This is a genomic window from Pseudomonas sp. BF-B-15 (genome assembly GCF_019946675.1).
Lineage (GTDB): Bacteria > Pseudomonadota > Gammaproteobacteria > Pseudomonadales > Pseudomonadaceae > Aquipseudomonas > Aquipseudomonas migulae.
Window position 1 is genome coordinate 1 of sequence record NZ_JAGYFZ010000114.1, and the last position, 17,941, is coordinate 17,941.

Sequence of the window (17,941 nt, forward strand, 5' to 3'; positions counted from 1 at the left end):
TCATCAGGCCGAGCGTTAGCTCGCCTTCAGCTTTTGATCTTGAGGTACACGCCCCCTCGAGAGGCCGAGTGGAGGTTCTGCGCAGTGGGCAACCCGGCATGGATGCCGGGTTAGCCGCGCACGGCCAAGGATGGCCGATCGCGGCGGGCCCACGGAGCAGGACCGGAGCGAGGGCATGCCGAGCCACAGCGAGGCACCGAACGAAAGGGGCAAAAGCCCTTGGTTACTTGGGGCTCTTCCAAGTGACCCGCCGTAAGGGCGGAACCAATAGAAGCCGTTACAGCAAAAACGGATATCCCCCCAACCAACCGCGCACCAGACAATGCCCTCATTTGCCCATAACCCCCATGTCTGCTAGTGTCGCGCCGGTTTAACGTCAACCGGAAATCGCCGCCATGGCCCGCAAAAAAGCTGCACTGGATTTCGAACAATCCCTCGCCGACCTGCAAACGCTGGTAGAGCGACTGGAGAACGGCGAACTGTCGCTGGAAGACTCGCTGACGGCTTTCGAGCAAGGCATCGGTCTGACCCGTGATTGCCAGGCAGCGCTGGCCCAGGCCGAGCAGAAGGTTCAAGTGCTGCTCGAACGTGATGGCGAGCTCGCCGAGGAACCCTTCGACGCGGATCAACCAGAATGATTGCAGCGTATTCGGCGACGAGCCAGGCCCGCGTCAACGCGGCACTGGAAACCCTGTTCAACGCACCAAGCCCGGAACTCGCGCGGCTCTACGAAGCCATGCGCTACAGCGTGATGAACGGCGGCAAACGCGTGCGTCCGCTGCTGGCCTACGCAGCGTGCGAAGCGCTGGGCGGCAAGCCCGAGCAAGCCAACGGCGCCGCCTGCGCCGTGGAACTGATCCACGCTTATTCGCTGGTGCACGACGATTTGCCGGCGATGGACGACGACGATCTGCGTCGCGGCCAGCCGACCACCCACAAAAAATTCGATGAAGCCTGCGCGATTCTCGCCGGTGACGGTTTGCAGAGCCTGGCCTTCAGCGCCCTGCTCGACCCACGCCTGAGCTCGTCGGACGCTGAGATCCGCCTGCAAATGGTCAGCGCATTGGCATTGGCAGCAGGGCCGGCCGGCATGGTCGGCGGTCAAGCCATCGACCTCGGCTCGGTCGGCTTGAAGCTCGATCAGAAAGCCCTCGAATACATGCACCGGCACAAGACCGGCGCGCTGATCGAGGCCAGCGTCAAACTCGGCGCCCTCGCCAGCGGTCGTGCCGAGAAAGACGAACTGAAGTCCTTGCAGACTTATGCACAGGCCATCGGCCTGGCCTTCCAGGTGCAGGACGATATTCTCGACGTCGAAAGCGATACCGAAACCCTCGGCAAACGCCAGGGCGCCGACATCGCGCGCGACAAACCGACCTACCCGGCCCTGCTCGGCCTCGATGCGGCCAAAGCCTACGCGCTGGAACTGCGCGATCAGGCCCTGCACGCGCTGCGACCGTTTGACGCGGCCGCCGAGCCATTGCGCGATTTGGCCCGGTATATCGTCGAACGGCGCAGCTGACAGCGTATCCGCCAAAAAAGAGCAACGCGTGGGCAGGGGCCGATGCATCAGGTAAACTGCCGCCTCTTCTATACCTATAACGATTCGCCTGATGCCCACGACGTTTCATGAGATTCCCCGCAAGCGCCCGACCACGCCCCTGCTCGACCGTGCCAATACGCCGGACGGCCTGCGCCGGTTAGGCGAAGCCGAGCTGGAAACCCTGGCCGATGAGTTGCGCCTGGAATTGCTCTACACGGTCGGTCAGACCGGCGGGCATTTCGGTGCCGGCCTGGGCGTCATCGAGCTGACCATCGCGTTGCATTACGTCTTCGACACCCCGGACGACCGGCTGGTGTGGGACGTGGGTCATCAGGCCTATCCGCACAAGATCCTCACCGGCCGTCGCGAGCGCATGGGCACCCTGCGCCAGAAGGATGGCGTCGCCGCCTTCCCGCGTCGTTCCGAGAGCGAGTACGACACCTTTGGCGTCGGCCACTCCAGCACCTCGATCAGCGCAGCGCTGGGCATGGCCATTGCCGCCCGCCTGCAAAACAGTGATCGCAAGGCGATTGCCGTGATCGGCGACGGCGCGTTGACCGCCGGCATGGCGTTCGAAGCGCTGAACCACGCGCCGGAAGTGGACGCCAACATGCTGGTGATCCTCAACGACAACGACATGTCGATCTCGCGCAACGTCGGCGGCTTGTCGAATTACCTGGCGAAAATCCTTTCCAGCCGCACCTACGCGAGCATGCGTGAAGGCAGCAAAAAGGTCCTGTCGCGCCTGCCCGGCGCCTGGGAAATCGCCCGTCGCACCGAAGAATACGCCAAAGGCATGCTGGTTCCCGGCACGCTGTTCGAAGAGCTGGGCTGGAACTACATCGGCCCGATCGATGGCCACGACCTGCCGACCCTGATCGCCACTCTGCGTAACATGCGCGATCTCAAAGGCCCGCAGTTCCTGCACATCGTCACCAAGAAAGGCAAAGGCTTCGCCCCGGCGGAAGTCGACCCGATCGGTTACCACGCCATCACCAAACTCGAACCGCTGGACGCTCCGGCCGCTGCGCCGAAAAAAGCCAGCGGTCCGAAGTATTCCGGCGTGTTCGGCGAATGGCTGTGCGACATGGCCGCGGCCGACCCACGCTTGGTGGGCATCACCCCGGCGATGAAAGAAGGCTCCGACCTGGTGGCCTTCAGCGAGCGTTTCCCGCTGCGCTATTTCGACGTGGCGATTGCCGAACAGCACGCCGTCACCTTCGCGGCGGGTATGGCCTGTGAAGGCGCGAAACCGGTGGTGGCGATCTACTCGACGTTCCTGCAACGCGGCTACGATCAGCTTGTTCACGATGTGGCGGTGCAAAACCTCGACGTCCTGTTCGCCATCGACCGCGCCGGTCTGGTCGGCGAAGACGGCCCGACGCACGCCGGCAGTTTCGACCTGTCGTTCCTGCGCTGCATCCCCGGCATGCTGGTGATGACCCCGAGCGACGAAAACGAACTGCGCAAAATGCTCACCACGGGCCATCTGTACAACGGCCCGGCGGCGGTGCGTTACCCGCGCGGCAACGGCCCGAACGCAACGATCGAGAAAGACCTGCAACCAATCGAAATCGGCAAAGGCGTGGTTCGCCGTCAGGGCAGCAAAGTCGCCCTGCTGGTGTTCGGCGTGCAATTGGCCGAGGCGCTGAAAGTCGCCGAGACGCTGGATGCCACTGTGGTCGACATGCGTTTCGTCAAACCGCTGGATGAAGAGCTGGTTCGCGAAATCGCTGGCAGCCACGAGTTGCTGGTGACCATCGAAGAGAACGCGATCATGGGCGGTGCCGGTGGCGCGGTCAGCGAATTCCTCGCCCGCGAGAACATCCTCAAGTCGGTGCTGCACCTGGGCTTGCCGGACCTTTACGTCGAACACGCCAAGCCCGCGCAAATGCTGGCCGAGTGTGGACTGGATGAGGCCGGGATCGAGGCCTCGATCCGCGAACGCCTGCAACTGCTAGCTCAGTAACCCCTCCCCCTGTAGGAGCGAGGCTTGCCCGCGAAGACGATCTAACGGTCAACATAAATGTTGAGTGTTATGGCCTCTTCGCGGGCAAGCCTCGCTCCTACAAGTCCCGTGTTTGCTACGGATTACCCATGAAACTCTCCCGCCTCGCCCTGACGCTGACCCTTCTGCCGTCCGGCCCGCTCCTGGCCGACACCTTCGAACGCGATCAAGCCCTGAAACTGCCCGACGTACTGATCAGCGCCAACCGCCAGGTCGAAGCGCGCAACGACAGCAGCGCCGCCAACACCGTGTTCACCCGCGACGACATCGACCGCCTGCAACCGGGCAGCGTCACCGATCTGCTGCGTCGCGTGCCGGGCGTGCAAGTCGGGCAGACCGGTGGGCGCGGCAGCTTGCCGGGGGTTTACATTCGCGGCACCAAATCCGCTCAGAGCCTGGTGCTGGTGGACGGTCAACGCATCGGCAACTCGACTTCCGGCGACAGCAACCTGCAACACATCAACATCGAGCAAGTCGAGCGCGTGGAAGTGCTGCGCGGCTCCCGCTCGGTGATTTATGGCAGCGATGCGATTGGCGGGGTGATCCAGATTTTCACCCGTCGTGGCGCCGAACAAGGCCTGCAACCGCGTCTGCACATGGGTTTTGGCAGCAACCAGACGTGGGAGCGCAGCCTTGGCGTGTCCGGTGGCGATGAGCAAACCCGGTTCAACCTGGGCGCCAGTCTCGATGAAACCGCCGGGATCAATCGCACCCACGCGTCGTACCCCAGCGATGGTGATCACGATGAGTATCGCAACAAGTCGGTGAGCCTGAGCCTGAGTCACGCCCTCACCGATGACCTCGAAATCGGCGCCAACTTGCTGGATAACCGAGGCAAAAGCGCGTTCGACAACCCGTTCGGCCGCTTCGATGCCACCACCTTCGAATCGGTCCAGCAGCAGCCTTACAACGAATTCACGGTGAGCAGCCTCAGCAGTTACCTCGATGCGCACATCAACGACCGGTGGAAAACCCGCGTTGAGTTCGGCCACAGCGAAAACCGCGAGCAGACCTTCGACAAGCTCAGCGATGAACGCAGCGTGTTCAACACCTACCGAGACTCGGTGAACTGGCAGAACGACCTGACGCTCGACGCGCGCAACAGCCTGATCCTCGGCGGTGATTGGTACGAAGACCGCATCAACAGCAGCACCGCATTCGACGAGGACAGCCGCTGGAACCGCGCGGCGTTTATCCAGCATCGCTATCAGGCCGACAGCTTCTCCACGGAACTGGGCCTGCGCCGCGACCAGAACCAGCAGTTCGGCAGCCAGAACAGCTGGAGCGGCACCTTCACCCTGCCGTTGAACCCGGATAACGATGTGCTGCTGACCTACAGTGAAGGCTTTCGCGCACCGACGTTCAATGACTTGTATTACCCGGATTTCAGCAATCCGGACCTGAAGCCTGAAACCTCGAAAAGCTACGAGCTGCAATGGCGCAGTCAACTAACCGAAAACAGCCGCCTCGAAGCCTCGCTGTATCGCACCGATCTCAAGGACGCGATTATCTTCGGCAGCAACAACCGCCCACAGAACGTCGCCTCGGCACGGATCAACGGGTTTGAAGCGGCGTTGAAGCAGGAGCTGTTCGGTTGGCAGAGCAACCTTGGCGTGGCGTTCATCGACCCGCGGGATCGCGACAGTGGGCACACCCTGGCGCGTCGTGCACGGCGGACGTTGAGCCTGGATCTGGATCGACAGTTTGATCGACTGGGTCTCGGCGCCAGTTGGCAAGCGGTGAGCAGCAGCTTTGACGATGAGGACAATCGGCAGCCGTTAGGCGGGTATGCGCTGCTGGGGCTGCGCAGCAGTTGGGAGCTGAATCGTGAGATCAAGCTTGAGCTGAAGGTCGATAACCTGCTGGACAAGGGTTACAGCCGGGCGTTGTACAGCCATGAGGGCAGTCAGTATGGGTATCGCGAAGAAGGTCGGGCGTGGATGTTTGGGGTGACCTGGACGCCGGAGATCTGATCTGACATTTGCGGTGTTCGGGCGGGCCTCTTCGCGGGCAAGCCTCGCTCCTACAGAGGATCACGGTGCTTTGTAGGAGCGAGGCTTGCCCGCGAAGGCCGCGCCGCGGTTTAACGATCGGGCGCAATAAGCTCGCAGAGCTTGGCCGTCGCCTCGATCATCTGCCCACTCGGCCGCTCCAGCCCTTTATCCGTCACCAGCCGCAATCGCCCCTGCGCCACCGCCGCCACTTGCGGCCAGGCCTTCCACGCCTCCAGCTGCGCCTGATCACCGGCCAGAATCACCTCGGGATTACGCTGCAACACCGCCTCCACGCTGACTTGCGGCGCTGGCAATGTCAGGTCGGTAAACACATTGCGCGCGCCGCACACGTCCAGCGCATCGCTGATGATCTGCCCGCCACCGACGGTGTACAGCGGACGATCCCAGACCTGATAAAACACCCGCAGCGGTTCATCCCGTCGATAGCGCTGGCGCAGTGCATCGAGGCGCTGACGCAGTTCGCTGGCCAATGCCGCGCCTCGCTCGGGCCGGCCGAGCTGCGTGGCAATTGCCTCGATTTGCGCGGTCAGTTGGTCAAGAGTGTGGGGGTCGGCGACGTACGTGGGGATGTTCAGGCGCTTGAGTTGTTCACGCTGGGCCGAGCCAACGCTGCCGGGCCAGAGCAGCAACAAATCGGGTTTGAGACTGAGCAACCGCTCCATGTCCAACTGGCCGTAGCGGCCAACGGAAGGCAGGTCTTTGAGTTCAGCAGGACGATCACCGGCATCCAGTACGCCGACCAGAAGATCAGCCGAACCCAGCTCAACCACGATTTCAGAGAGAGACGGCGCAAGGCTGACGACGCGCTCGACCGCAGAGGTCAGGCTGCTGACGACCAGCAGCAAAACCGCCAGCCCGATGCGGCGCATCAGCCGAGTTGACGCGGAATACGGTAGAGGTAGAACAGCACGGTGGTCGACAGCGCCAACAGCACCAACGGCACCGCTTCAAGACCGACGAATACGGCCAACGCACCGATCCAGGCCGGTAAACCGGCGGCCAGAAACGCAGTACGGCGCTTGGCAGCCAGGACAATCCACGCGGCGGGCTCTTCAGGGGTATCGAGGGCTTTCTGGGTGGCGATCAGTGCGTGTTTGTAGCCACCGAAAAACTTCAGGCTGACAAACATCGAGGCCACACCGGCGATGAACAGCGGCATCGCCAGCACCGGCAGGATCGCCTCGCCCTGGCCAAACACGCCGTTGATCACGAACAGCGGCAGCAGGGCCAGCGCCAGGTATTGCCACCAGCTGACGGACAGTCGGCGCCGCACTTGACCGCGGGTCACGCCCGGTCTACCTCACCCTGATGCTCGTTGCCCATCATGTGGTCGAGCTTGCTGGCCTTGGTGGCCAGGTAGAGTTTGTTGTGCGGATTGTGGCCAGTGTGCAGCGGCACGCGCTCGGCGACGACGATACCCATGTCGGTCAAGGCTTTGACCTTGCGCGGGTTGTTGGTCATCAGGCGCAGGGATTTCACCCCCAGGTGCTCAAGCATCGGCAGGCACATGGCGTAGTCGCGCTGATCGGCGGCGAAGCCCAGACGCTCGTTGGCTTCAACGGTGTCGGCGCCGCCGTCCTGCAATTCATAGGCGCGGATTTTGTTCAGCAGGCCAATGCCACGGCCTTCCTGACGCAAATACAGCAATACGCCACGGCCTTCGCGGGCGATGGCCTGCAAGGCAGCCTCGAGTTGCGAGCCGCAGTCGCAGCGCTGGCTGAACAAGGCATCGCCGGTCAGGCATTCAGAGTGCAAGCGGCCGAGTACCGGGGCACCGTCGTCGAACTCACCGAGGCTCAGTACAACGTGCTCGCGCCCGTTCTCTTCATCGAGAAAGCCATGCATGGTGAATTGCGCAAAAGGCGTTGGCAGCTTGGAAGCGGCGACAAAAACGACAGGCACCGGTGTGCTCCTGATCAATAAGTACTGGAGATTCGCAGACGCGGCATTGTAACAGCAGGTTCCTACAGACGCTTAGGCTGAATTATGGAGCATAACGATCTAAAAGTTTGATCACAGCCCCGCATCAGAACCTGTAGGAGCCGGCTTGCCGGCGATAGCGGTGGGTCAGACGATTAATTTAGTGACTGGACGGACGCCATCGCCGGCAAGCCGGCTCCTACAAAGGCCGTGTTCAATTCGGGTCGAACGGATACGGCTGTTTCCAGCGTTCGAAAATCGGTTTCAACTGGCCGTTTTTGACCAGCACGTCCATTCGCTGGTCGAACAGCGCCATCAGTTTTCGTGCCTTGGGCGTATTGGCAAAGCACAGGTACAGCGGCAATTCCGCGATGTGCGTGCGCCGGAACTGGGACGGATCCTTGGTCCAGCGGAGCACGTAATCCACCTCGGTCAGCGCGTCGATGTAGTAGTCGGCACGGTTGTGGGTCAGCATCGACAGAATGCCGGTGCGCCGCATCACCTCGTTATAGCGACGTACGTTGGGCAGGTAGTTCTGGAAGCTGTAACCCCGGACCCAGGCCAGCCGGTAGTTGCCCAGCGTCTGCGGCGTCGGCACCGGATTGCTGGCCAGCCCCAGGGCGTAGATGTGATCGGTGTCGTAATTCCAGCGCGGATACAGCAAGTCGCTGACGTCATCCCGATAACCACCGACACAGGCGTCCACTTCGCCACGCTGCGCCAGGCCGATGGCGCGAATGTAGGGTTCGGTCCTGATGTCCAGTTTGACGCCGACCGGTTCGAAGACTTCGCGCAACACGTCCCAACCCAGGCCATGACCATCGGCGGCGGTGTAGTCTTCCCAGTCTTCGCTGGCCAGATGAATCACCGATGGCGTTGTCACTGCCTCCCCCGCCTGGGCGAGCGAAGCAAACAGTGCGAAACCCATCACAGCCAACCAGCGTCGAGCCATCCTAGTTCCCTGTTCCGCCACTCAGGCGAAAATCCATACCAGCCCCTGCATCGCCAGCCACGCGAACACCCCGGCCAATACGTCGTCGAGCATGATCCCGACACCGCCGTGCACATGCCGGTCAATCCAGTGAATCGGCCACGGCTTGAGGATGTCGAAGAAGCGGAACACCAGAAAACCCGCGAGCAACCAGTACCAGCCTTCCGGCACCAGCCACAGGGTGATCCACATCCCGACCATTTCGTCCCAGACGATGCCTTCGTGGTCGTGCACCCGCAGATCGTCGGCCACTTTGCCGCACAGCCAGAAGCCGAACAGCATGGTGATGCCCAGCATCAGCCAGTAACCCCAGTCGGGCAGCATCTGCCACAACGGAATAAAGGGTAGCGCAACTAACGAACCCCAGGTGCCCGGTGCCTTTGGCAAGGTGCCCGAACCGAAGCCGAACGCCAGGAAATGCCAGGGATTGCGCCAGACCGACGGCGGTACGAATTCCGCCGGAACCTGTTTGGGATGATCTGTCACGGTGTCTCCCGAAAATGTTGATAGCCCCGTGCTTGCGGGGTGATGTCTTGTCCGGCGGCATCCAGCAGCACAACGCCCTGCCCCGTGACCACGCGCCCGATCACATGGATTGGCCAGCCATCTGCCAGCAACCCCGGCAACTCGACGGACGGTAAGGTGAAGGCCAGTACGTAATCGTCACCACCGCTCTGGGCGGCGTGTTCGGCGCCCGATTGACCGAGGAAGGCCACTAGGGCCTTCGACAGCGGCAAGCGGTCCCGCTCAACCTGAATGCCGACCCTCGACGCGAGCGCGATGTGCCCGCAGTCGGCGAGCAAGCCATCGGAGATGTCCAGCGCCGAAGTGGCTTTACCGCGCAACGCCTGGCCCAGCGCGAGTTGCGGCTGCGGCGACCAGTAATGCGCCAGCAGCGGATCGGCGATGGCGGCTTCAGCCGTGCGCTGACCGAGCACCAGCGGCAAGGCACCGGCGGCGTTGCCCAGCTCACCGCCGACACACAGCAGGTCGCCTGGTTGCGCACCGCTGCGGGTCAACGCCAAACCACTTGGCACACGCCCGAACACGGTCATGGTCAGGCTCAGCGGCCCACGGGTAGTGTCGCCCCCCACCAGCGCAACGCCGCAGTTCTGCGCCATGCGGTTCAAACCACGGGCATAGGCGTCCAGCCAATCGGCGGTTACCGTCGGCAAGGTCAGGGCAAGGGTAAAGGCAACGGGAGTGGCGCCCATGGCCGCCAGATCGCTGACAGCCACGGCCAGCGAACGCTGACCGAGCAGAAACGGGTCGCAGGGGTCTGCGAAATGCACACCGGCCACGAGCGTGTCGGTGGAAATCGCCAGCTGCTCCCCGGGGGGAACAGCAAGCAAGGCGCAGTCATCGCCGATCCCCAGGGCAACGCCTTCGCCGCCCTGCGCACAAGGCGCGGCGGCGAAGAAATTGCGGATCAGCTCAAACTCGCCCATGGCTGAGACAAAGAGTTCAAGCGCCAATCAGCGCTTGAACGCCTTCACTTCAGCTTCACGCAGACGCGGGGCCAGCTTGTCGAGTACACCGTTGACGAACTTGTGGCCGTCGGTGGAACCGAAGACTTTCGCCAATTCGATACCTTCGTTGATCACAACGCGGTAAGGCACGTCGACACGCTCGAGCAGTTCCCAGGTGGACAGGCGCAATACCGCCAGTTCAACCGGGTCCAGCTCTTCGATGGTCAGGTCCAGGCAAGGTGTCAGTGCGGCGTCGATACGGTCTTTCTGCGCGGGAACCCCATGCAGGATTTCACGGAAGTAGGCGCCGTCGACATCGCTGAAATCGTTATCGACCCGGAACTGCGCTTCGATCTCGTTCAGCGATTGCCTGGCCATGTGCCATTGGTACAGCGCCTGAGTCGCGAGCTGACGGGCTTCGCGACGCTTGACGCTTTTCGATGGCTTGCCGGCATCCGCAGGCTTTGGATCGCGCGGGTTGAAACGATCGCTTTCGTCGCTAATCACTTGGCCTCCAACTGCGCCAGCAGGCTGACCATTTCCAGAGCGGACAGGGCAGCTTCGGCACCTTTGTTACCGGCCTTGGTGCCGGAACGTTCGATGGCTTGCTCGATGGAATCAACGGTCAGGACGCCGAAGGCAACCGGAACGCCGAACTCCATGGACACCTGGGCCAGGCCCTTGGTGCATTCGCCCGCCACGTATTCGAAGTGCGGAGTACCGCCACGAATGACCGCGCCCAGAGCGATGATGGCTGCGAACTCGCCCTTCTGAGCGACTTTCTGCGCAACCAGCGGGATTTCGAAGGCGCCAGGTGCGCGGATGATGGTGATGTCGCTTTCGCTCACGCCATGGCGAACCAGGGCATCAACTGCACCGCTGACCAGGCTTTCAACAACGAAGCTGTTGAAACGGCCCACTACCAAAGCGTAGCGGCCTTTAGGGGCGATGAAGGTACCTTCGATGGTCTTCAGGGTCATTCGTTAGTTCTCTTAAAGAGCCGGGACGCGTCTTCTACGCGTCCCTCAGTGATATTTGAACCGCGAATACAGGGCCGGGAACAACCGGTCATTATTCGGAGGGCACGTATTCTACAACTTCCAGATCGAAACCGGATATCGCATTAAATTTCATTGGCGCAGACATCAGGCGCATTTTGCGCACGCCCAGGTCCCGAAGGATCTGCGAACCGGCACCGACGATGCTGTAGGTGGTCGGTTTTTTCACGGCTGCGTGATCGGCGGTTTCGCGGATGTGCGCCAGCAACACGTCGCCATCGAGCGGGTGACCGAGCAACAGCACCACGCCGCTGCCAGCCTCGGCAACCGCGGCCATGGCGGCGCGCAGGCTCCAGCGGCCAGGCTGCTTGACCATCAACAGGTCGCGCAGCGGGTCCATGTTGTGCACGCGAACCAGGGTCGGTTCTTCGGCGCACACGGTGCCCAGGGTCAGTGCCATGTGCACGTCGCCTTCCACGGAATCACGATAGGTCACCAGGTTGAATTGGCCCAGTTCGCTGTCCAGTGGCTGCTCGGCAATCCGCTGAACGGTACGTTCGTGGATCATCCGGTAGTGAATCAGGTCGGCGATGGTGCCGATCTTGATGTTGTGCTCGGCGGCGAAAGCTTCCAGTTCGGCGCGACGGGACATGGTGCCGTCGTCGTTCATCACTTCGCAGATCACGCCGCTCGGCTCGAAACCGGCCATGCGCGCGAGGTCGCAGGCGGCTTCAGTGTGGCCGGCGCGAGCCAGGGTGCCACCGGCCTGGGCCATCAGCGGGAAGATGTGGCCGGGGCTGACGATGTTTTCAGCCTTGGCGTCTTTCGCGGCAGCGGCCTGCACGGTGCGCGCACGGTCGGCGGCGGAGATGCCGGTGGTCACGCCGGTGGCGGCTTCGATGGACACGGTGAACTTGGTGCCGAAACCGGAACCGTTGCGTGGCGCCATCAACGGCAGCTTCAGCGTTTCGCAGCGCTCGCGGCTCATCGGCATGCAGATCAGGCCACGGGCGTGCTTGGCCATGAAATTGATGTGTTCGGCCTGGCAGCACTCGGCGGCCATGATCAGGTCGCCTTCGTTCTCGCGGTCTTCGTCATCCATGAGGATGACCATCTTGCCTTGGCGGATGTCTTCAACCAGTTCTTCGATGCTATTGAGCGCCACAAGGCACCCCCTTGGGTCAGGATTTGAGGTAGCCGTTGGCGGCCAGAAAGCTTTCGGTAATGTTACTGGAAGTCGGCTCGGCGGCCTTGTCACCCAGCAACAGGCGCTCCAGGTAACGGGCCAGCAAGTCCACTTCCAGATTCACCCGGCGACCCGGCTGGTACGACGCCATGATGGTTTCGCTCAGGGTGTGCGGAATGATCGTCAGCAGGAACTCGGCGCCATCGACCGCGTTCACGGTCAGGCTGGTGCCGTCGACGGTGATCGAGCCTTTGTGGGCGATGTACTTGGCCAGTTCTTTCGGTGCACGGATGCGGAATTCCACGGCACGTGCGTTCTCGGTGCGGGCAACCACTTCGCCCACGCCATCGACATGACCGCTGACCAGGTGCCCGCCGAGGCGAGTGGTCGGGGTCAGGGCTTTTTCCAGATTGACCGGGCTGCCGCTTTTCAGGTCGTTCATGGCGGTGCAGTCGAGGGTTTCGCGACTGACGTCCGCGGCAAAGCCGTTGCCTGGCAGCTCAACGGCCGTCAGGCACACGCCGTTGACCGCGATGCTGTCGCCCAGTTTGACGTCGCTCAGATCGAGCTTGCCGGTTTCTACATGGACCCGCACATCTCCGCCTTTTGGGGTCAATGCACGAATACTGCCGATGGATTCGATGATGCCGGTAAACATGAAGTCCTCCTCGAGAACAGGGCCGTCGCGTGGCGCAGGCCCGGAATTATACGCTCGCCGATGGCGCAGGAATGGCAATGACTCGCCAGTCATCGCCAACCGCGCGGATTTCAGTGATTTTGAGCTCGGGCGCGTCTTTCATCTGTGCCAGTGGCCAGTCGAGCAATGGTCGGGCCGAAGAGCCAAGGAACTTGCCGGCGATGAAAATCTGGAATTCGTCCACCAGACCTTGCTGGGCAAAGGCCCCGGCCAGACGCGGACCGGCCTCGACCAGCACTTCGTTGACGCCGCGATTGGCCAGTTCGACCAGCAACTTGCGCAGGTCAACCAAGCCATCGTCGCCGGCCACGATCAGGCATTCCGGGCCGTTGGCGTATTGTTCTTCAATCGCCATGCAGGTGGCGACCAGCGCCGGGCCGGCCTTGAAGAATGGCGCATCGAGCGGCACGCGCAGACGGCCATCGATTAAAACGCGCAGCGGCGGACGGCTCATTGCCAATGCGGTTTGCTCGGCGTCCAGCCCCAACTCGTCAGCGCGCACGGTCAAACGGGCGTTATCCGCCAGCACCGTGTCGGCGCCGGTCAGCACCACGCTGGCCTGGGCGCGCAGGCGTTGAACCGCCGAACGTGCGGCCGGGCCGGTGATCCATTGGCTTTCGCCGCTTTCCATCGCTGTGCGACCGTCGAGGCTCATGGCCAACTTGACCCGCACGAACGGCAAGCCATGTTCCATGCGTTTAAGGAAGCCTTGATTGAGCTTGCGTGCCTCGCCTTCCAGCACACCGCTTTCGATGGCAATGCCGGCCTGAGCCAGGCGCTGCATGCCACGACCGGCCACCGACGGGTTCGGGTCCTGCATCGCCGCGACGACGCGTGCGAGGCCGGCATTCACCAGCGCATCGGCGCAAGGCGGCGTGCGGCCGTGGTGGCTGCACGGTTCGAGGGTCACGTAAGCGGTGGCTCCACGGGCCTTGTCGCCCGCAGCGCGCAGCGCGTGGACTTCGGCGTGGGGTTCGCCGGTGCGCTCGTGCCAGCCTTCGCCGACAATCTGCCCGTCCTTCACGATCACGCAGCCAACACGCGGGTTGGGATGCGTCGTGTAATGGCCTTTGCGCGCCAGTTCCAGGGCGCGCGCCATGTAATGGGCGTCGAGGATGGCAAGCTCTGTGGAGGTGGTCATTCTTTCACCGGCTCACGGGCCAGGCGATCGATCTCTTCGCGGAACTCGTTGAGGTCCTGGAAGCGCCGATACACGGAGGCGAAACGAATGTAGGCGACTTCATCGAGCTTTTGCAGCTCGGCCATCACCAGTTCACCGACCACGAGGGACTTGACCTCGCGCTCGCCGGTGGCGCGCAGCTTGTGTTTGATGTGCACCAGCGACGATTCGAGGCGCTCGACACTCACCGGGCGCTTCTCCAGCGCACGCTGCATGCCGGCGCGGAGTTTTTCTTCGTCGAACGGCTGGCGGCTGCCGTCGGTTTTGATCAGGCGCGGCAACACCAGTTCAGCGGTTTCGAACGTCGTGAAACGCTCGCCGCAGGCCAGGCATTCGCGCCGGCGGCGCACCTGTTCGCCCTCGGCGACCAGACGCGAGTCGATGACCTTGGTGTCGTTGGCACCGCAGAAGGGACAGTGCATGGTGGCAGGCAACAAAAAAAGGGAGGGCCATGGTAGCGCATCCCGGTGGCAAGACAAGCCATAGGGTTTGCGGTATACAGACTGGCTATAGAGAATGATCCATGGATTTCACCTTGCTGGAGCCGCAAATGTCACTCAGACCGCTCGTATTGCTCAGCCTTTTCAGCCTGTTGGTGGCCTGCAGCAGCGATGCACCCAAGCCCCAGCCGCCAACGCCCGGCCCCGCTCCACAGGCGGCGCAGAAAAAAGCCCGCGAGTCCGCCAACCTCGGTCCGTTGCCCGCTTATCAGCGTGAATTGAGCGGCACCCTGCAAGGCGTGCCGGCCGGTGCCGAAGTCGAATTGGCGCTGCTGGTGATCGATGACAAGGATCGCCCGCAACAATTGCTCGCCAGCTCCAGCCTGATCGGCACCAATCAGGTATTGCCGTTTCACCTGCGCTTCAACCCGGATTCGTTTCCGGCCGGTGCCCGCGTGGAACTGCGAGGCCGCGCCAGCCAGTCCGGCCAGCTGATTTTGCACCTGCCGTCGCAAGTCATCACCCAGCCGACTACCCAGGCCCTGGGTCAACTGCAATTCGTCAAAGCGCCATGATTGCACCGCTCGACCTGCAACAGGCGTTGGGGGAGTTACTGGGCGATGCACAACTTGTACCGGTCGCCTTGCCCGATACCGCCCTGAAACTCTGGCTGATCGACGGCGACAACATGGACCGCGCCTTCAGCCCGGAAGAAACCCGGCGGATTCTGCATGAACCGCCGTACTGGAGTTTCTGCTGGGCCAGCGGGTTGTCGATGGCCCGCTACCTCGCTGAATTCCCCGAGTGGGTCAAAGGCAAACGCGTGCTGGATTTTGGTGCCGGTTCCGGCGTCGCGGGGATTGCCGCGGTGAAGGCCGGGGCGCTGGAAGTGGTGGCGTGTGACCTGGACCCGCTGGCGATTGCCGCCTGTCGGGCGAATGCCGAACTCAATGAAGTGGAGCTGAGTTACTCGACGGACTTTTTCGCCGAGGCGGATCGCTTTGATCTGATCCTGGTGGCCGACGTGCTGTACGACCGGGAGAATCTGCCGCTGCTCGATGAGTTTTTGAGTCGCGGCCGGGAAGCGCTGGTGGCGGATTCGCGGGTGAGGGATTTTCGTCATCCGTTGTATCAACGCATCGAAATGCTCGAAGCGATGACCTTGCCGGATCTGGCCGAGCCTGAAGAGTTTCGGTATGTGAGCCTGTATCACGCGCGGCGCGCTTAAAAGCTTCGCGGGCAAGCCTCGCTCCTACAGGTTTAGTGCCGCTCTTAATAACGACGCGGACCTGTAGGAGCGAGGCTTGCCCGCGAAGGCCATCTGTCAGACTGCGCACACTTTCAGCTACCCCCCGCCAAGCCGTATAGTTGCCCCATTCACGCTTTTACGAGATCCCCCATGAGTCAGCAAACGCCGTACATCTTCGACGCCACGACTGCCGATTTCGACCAGTCGGTGATCGAGAACTCTTTCCACAAACCGGTGCTGGTGGATTTCTGGGCCGAATGGTGCGCGCCGTGCAAAGTGCTGATGCCGATGCTGCAGACCATCGCCGAGAGCTATCAGGGCGAGTTGCTGCTGGCCAAGGTCAACTGCGATCTGGAACAAGACATCGTCGCTCGCTTCGGCATCCGCAGCTTGCCGACCGTGGTGTTGTTCAAGGATGGCCAGCCGGTGGACGGTTTTGCCGGGGCGCAGCCGGAATCCGCCGTTCGCGCCATGCTGGAGCCTCACGTACAAATGCCGCCACCGGCGGCGGCCGATCCGTTCGAACAGGCTCAGGCGCTGTTTGACGAGAGCCGTTTCGCTGACGCAGAAGCCATTCTCAAAGTGCTGCTGGGCGAAGACAACACCAATGCCAAAGCGCTGATTCTGTATGCCCGCTGCCTGACTGAACGGGGTGAGCTGGGTGAAGCGCAAACCGTGCTCGACGCGGTGAAAAGCGATGAACACAAGGCCGCATTGGCCGGTGCAAAAGCGCAGATCCAGTTTCTCGGCCAGGCCAAGGACTTGCCGGATGCCGCCGACTTGAAGGCGCGCCTGGCGAAGAATCCGCAGGACGATGAAGCGGTGTATCAACTGGCGATCCAGCAACTGGCCCGTCAGCAGTACGATGCGGCGCTGGATGCGTTGCTCAAGCTGTTCGTGCGCAACCGCAGCTACAGCGAAGGCTTGCCGCACAAGACGTTGCTGCAAGTGTTCGAATTGCTGGGCAATGATCACCCGCTGGTGACAACGTATCGCCGCAAGTTGTTTGCCGCGTTGTACTGATAGACCGCGTTATCGTTCATCGCCAGCAAGCTGGCTCCTACAGGATTTGCACGAACCTGTAGGAGCCGGCTTGCCGGCGATGGCGGCCGCACAAACAACGCATTTCTACAGCCAGCGATACAGCGGCGTATCACCGCCACTCTCCACCTTCACCTCCGCGCTATGCCGCAACCGCACCAGCAGACGCTTGCCCGACGCTGCACTGCCAGTCAAACCTTCCAGTTGCTCCAGCAAATCCGGCCCGCTCAGTTGCCCGGCCTTGCGCAGCAGATCCTTTGCGACCTGCCACTGCGCATCATCCTGATTCACCGGTTTGGCCGGCGCTGCACTGACCTCTGGCTTGACCACCTGCACCTGCGCGCCGAGCCGCGCCCAGTCAGCGTCGTCCATCTCCAGGGTCAAATCCACCGGCCAGTCGCCGATGCTTCCGCGTATACGCAACATGGTTTCGCTCCCGCACATTTCTGACCTGCATGCTCCCATGGGACTTGTGCAACGCCAAGTAGCCGGTCAAACTCCTCGCACTTACGTTATAAGATTACATAACAAATTCTTCATTTTACTTTTCGGAGACCCGCCATGCGCCGTCTGCTGCTCGCTTTGCCGTTTGCCCTGTTGCCGCTGGCCATCGCCCATGCCGCCGATGAGCATGATCACGACCATGAACATGGCAGCCTCGGTGCCCACGAGCATGGTGTCGGTCGCCTGAACGCAGCGCTGGACGGTCAGACCCTGGAGCTGGAGCTGGAAAGCCCGGCGATGAACCTGGTGGGTTTCGAACACGCGGCCGCCACCGATGCCGACAAAGCCAAAGTCGCCGCCGCCCGTGCGCAACTTGAAAAACCGCTGGCCCTGTTCAACCTGCCGAAAGCGGCGGGTTGCGTGGTCGCGACTCAGGAACTGGAAAGCCCGCTGTTCGGTGACAAGCCGGATGCCGATGATGATCATGACGACGATGCCAAAGACGAGCATCACCACGACCACAGCGAAATCCACGCTCACTACCAGTTCACCTGCGCAACGCCGGGCGCACTGAAAACCCTGGATCTGGCAAACCTTTTCAACACGTTCCCGGCGACCCAGAAAATTCAGGTACAACTGATCAGCCCGAGCGGGCAGCAAGGGGTAGAAGTGACGGCCAAGGCGGCCGCCCTGAAATTCTGAACCCACCGCCCCCCTGTAGGAGCCGGCTTGCTGGCGATTGCGGTGTATCAGCCAACAC

At 62.1% G+C, this 17,941-nt stretch carries 21 protein-coding genes; 8 read left to right on the forward strand and 13 right to left on the reverse strand.

The annotated features are described in order from the left end of the window. Nucleotides 1-395 precede the first annotated feature (395 nt). The 4 genes from KGA97_RS25490 (at nt 396) to KGA97_RS25505 (ending at nt 5,524) form a co-directional block, all read left to right on the forward strand. Nucleotides 396-638, forward strand: coding sequence for an exodeoxyribonuclease VII small subunit (locus tag KGA97_RS25490; protein ID WP_007894317.1), 243 nt, complete (start codon nt 396-398; stop codon nt 636-638). Beyond that, complete coding sequence (gene ispA, locus KGA97_RS25495) at nt 635-1,522, forward strand: (2E,6E)-farnesyl diphosphate synthase (RefSeq protein WP_008042967.1); 888 nt, start codon at nt 635-637, stop codon at nt 1,520-1,522. The genes KGA97_RS25490 and ispA overlap by 4 nt, the downstream gene beginning before the upstream one ends. A 91-nt stretch (nt 1,523-1,613) precedes the next feature. Then, nucleotides 1,614-3,512, forward strand: a complete 1,899-nt coding sequence (dxs, locus tag KGA97_RS25500) for a 1-deoxy-D-xylulose-5-phosphate synthase (protein WP_223481726.1) — start codon at nt 1,614-1,616, stop codon at nt 3,510-3,512. Between the two features lie 128 nt (nt 3,513-3,640). Further along, nucleotides 3,641-5,524 (forward strand): TonB-dependent receptor domain-containing protein, encoded by a 1,884-nt coding sequence (locus KGA97_RS25505; protein WP_223481727.1) that lies wholly within the window; start codon nt 3,641-3,643, stop codon nt 5,522-5,524. 110 nt (nt 5,525-5,634) lie between these two features. Here the strand turns inward: KGA97_RS25505 and KGA97_RS25510 are convergent, their stop codons facing one another. From KGA97_RS25510 to nrdR, 12 genes are all read right to left on the reverse strand, one after another. Continuing rightward, nucleotides 5,635-6,435, reverse strand: coding sequence for a cobalamin-binding protein (locus KGA97_RS25510; RefSeq protein ID WP_223481728.1), 801 nt, complete (start codon nt 6,433-6,435; stop codon nt 5,635-5,637). Beyond that, the gene (locus KGA97_RS25515) at nt 6,435-6,854 is read right to left on the reverse strand and encodes a hypothetical protein (RefSeq protein ID WP_008033728.1); all 420 of its coding nucleotides are present in this window, start codon (nt 6,852-6,854) and stop codon (nt 6,435-6,437) included. Before KGA97_RS25515 ends, KGA97_RS25510 begins: the two co-directional genes overlap by 1 nt. Next, nucleotides 6,851-7,468: a GTP cyclohydrolase II gene (gene ribA / locus KGA97_RS25520; RefSeq protein ID WP_008033730.1), complete on the reverse strand. Its 618-nt coding sequence runs from the start codon at nt 7,466-7,468 to the stop codon at nt 6,851-6,853. Before ribA ends, KGA97_RS25515 begins: the two co-directional genes overlap by 4 nt. 232 nt (nt 7,469-7,700) lie before the next feature. Further along, on the reverse strand, nt 7,701-8,438 hold the full coding sequence (locus tag KGA97_RS25525; protein ID WP_192228072.1) for a substrate-binding periplasmic protein: 738 nt from the start codon (nt 8,436-8,438) through the stop codon (nt 7,701-7,703). A 21-nt stretch (nt 8,439-8,459) separates the two neighbouring features. Further along, complete coding sequence (locus tag KGA97_RS25530; RefSeq protein WP_008033735.1) at nt 8,460-8,963, reverse strand: phosphatidylglycerophosphatase A; 504 nt, start codon at nt 8,961-8,963, stop codon at nt 8,460-8,462. Next, the gene (gene thiL / locus KGA97_RS25535; protein WP_008042956.1) at nt 8,960-9,925 is read right to left on the reverse strand and encodes a thiamine-phosphate kinase; all 966 of its coding nucleotides are present in this window, start codon (nt 9,923-9,925) and stop codon (nt 8,960-8,962) included. The genes KGA97_RS25530 and thiL overlap by 4 nt, the downstream gene beginning before the upstream one ends. 27 nt (nt 9,926-9,952) lie before the next feature. Further along, the gene (nusB, locus tag KGA97_RS25540) at nt 9,953-10,453 is read right to left on the reverse strand and encodes a transcription antitermination factor NusB (RefSeq protein WP_008042952.1); all 501 of its coding nucleotides are present in this window, start codon (nt 10,451-10,453) and stop codon (nt 9,953-9,955) included. Then, nucleotides 10,450-10,926, reverse strand: a complete 477-nt coding sequence (ribE, locus tag KGA97_RS25545) for a 6,7-dimethyl-8-ribityllumazine synthase (protein ID WP_003228649.1) — start codon at nt 10,924-10,926, stop codon at nt 10,450-10,452. Before ribE ends, nusB begins: the two co-directional genes overlap by 4 nt. A 91-nt stretch (nt 10,927-11,017) precedes the next feature. After that, nucleotides 11,018-12,109 (reverse strand): bifunctional 3,4-dihydroxy-2-butanone-4-phosphate synthase/GTP cyclohydrolase II, encoded by a 1,092-nt coding sequence (gene ribBA / locus KGA97_RS25550; protein WP_223481729.1) that lies wholly within the window; start codon nt 12,107-12,109, stop codon nt 11,018-11,020. 16 nt (nt 12,110-12,125) lie between these two features. Beyond that, on the reverse strand, nt 12,126-12,788 hold the full coding sequence (locus KGA97_RS25555) for a riboflavin synthase (protein WP_008033746.1): 663 nt from the start codon (nt 12,786-12,788) through the stop codon (nt 12,126-12,128). 46 nt (nt 12,789-12,834) lie between these two features. Continuing rightward, complete coding sequence (gene ribD / locus KGA97_RS25560) at nt 12,835-13,968, reverse strand: bifunctional diaminohydroxyphosphoribosylaminopyrimidine deaminase/5-amino-6-(5-phosphoribosylamino)uracil reductase RibD (protein WP_008033747.1); 1,134 nt, start codon at nt 13,966-13,968, stop codon at nt 12,835-12,837. Continuing rightward, nucleotides 13,965-14,429 (reverse strand): transcriptional regulator NrdR, encoded by a 465-nt coding sequence (gene nrdR, locus KGA97_RS25565; RefSeq protein WP_003228656.1) that lies wholly within the window; start codon nt 14,427-14,429, stop codon nt 13,965-13,967. The genes ribD and nrdR overlap by 4 nt, the downstream gene beginning before the upstream one ends. A 128-nt stretch (nt 14,430-14,557) precedes the next feature. Here nrdR and KGA97_RS25570 point away from each other — a divergent pair, with 128 nt between their 5' ends. The 3 genes from KGA97_RS25570 (at nt 14,558) to trxA (ending at nt 16,719) form a co-directional block, all read left to right on the forward strand. Continuing rightward, entirely contained in the window at nt 14,558-15,022 is a 465-nt protein-coding gene (locus tag KGA97_RS25570) for a YbaY family lipoprotein (protein WP_032829111.1), read from the forward strand. Continuing rightward, nucleotides 15,019-15,675 carry a class I SAM-dependent methyltransferase gene (locus KGA97_RS25575; protein WP_008042945.1) on the forward strand — a complete coding sequence of 219 codons (657 nt, stop codon included), beginning with the start codon at nt 15,019-15,021 and terminating at the stop codon, nt 15,673-15,675. The genes KGA97_RS25570 and KGA97_RS25575 overlap by 4 nt, the downstream gene beginning before the upstream one ends. Before the next feature lie 171 nt (nt 15,676-15,846). Further along, on the forward strand, nt 15,847-16,719 hold the full coding sequence (gene trxA / locus KGA97_RS25580) for a thioredoxin (protein WP_192228075.1): 873 nt from the start codon (nt 15,847-15,849) through the stop codon (nt 16,717-16,719). Between the two features lie 105 nt (nt 16,720-16,824). Here the strand turns inward: trxA and KGA97_RS25585 are convergent, their stop codons facing one another. Further along, nucleotides 16,825-17,163: a hypothetical protein gene (locus KGA97_RS25585; protein WP_008033753.1), complete on the reverse strand. Its 339-nt coding sequence runs from the start codon at nt 17,161-17,163 to the stop codon at nt 16,825-16,827. A gap of 135 nt (nt 17,164-17,298) precedes the next feature. On the opposite strand from KGA97_RS25585, the gene KGA97_RS25590 reads away from it, so the two are divergent. Further along, nucleotides 17,299-17,883 carry a DUF2796 domain-containing protein gene (locus tag KGA97_RS25590; protein WP_223481730.1) on the forward strand — a complete coding sequence of 195 codons (585 nt, stop codon included), beginning with the start codon at nt 17,299-17,301 and terminating at the stop codon, nt 17,881-17,883. Nucleotides 17,884-17,941 lie beyond the last annotated feature (58 nt).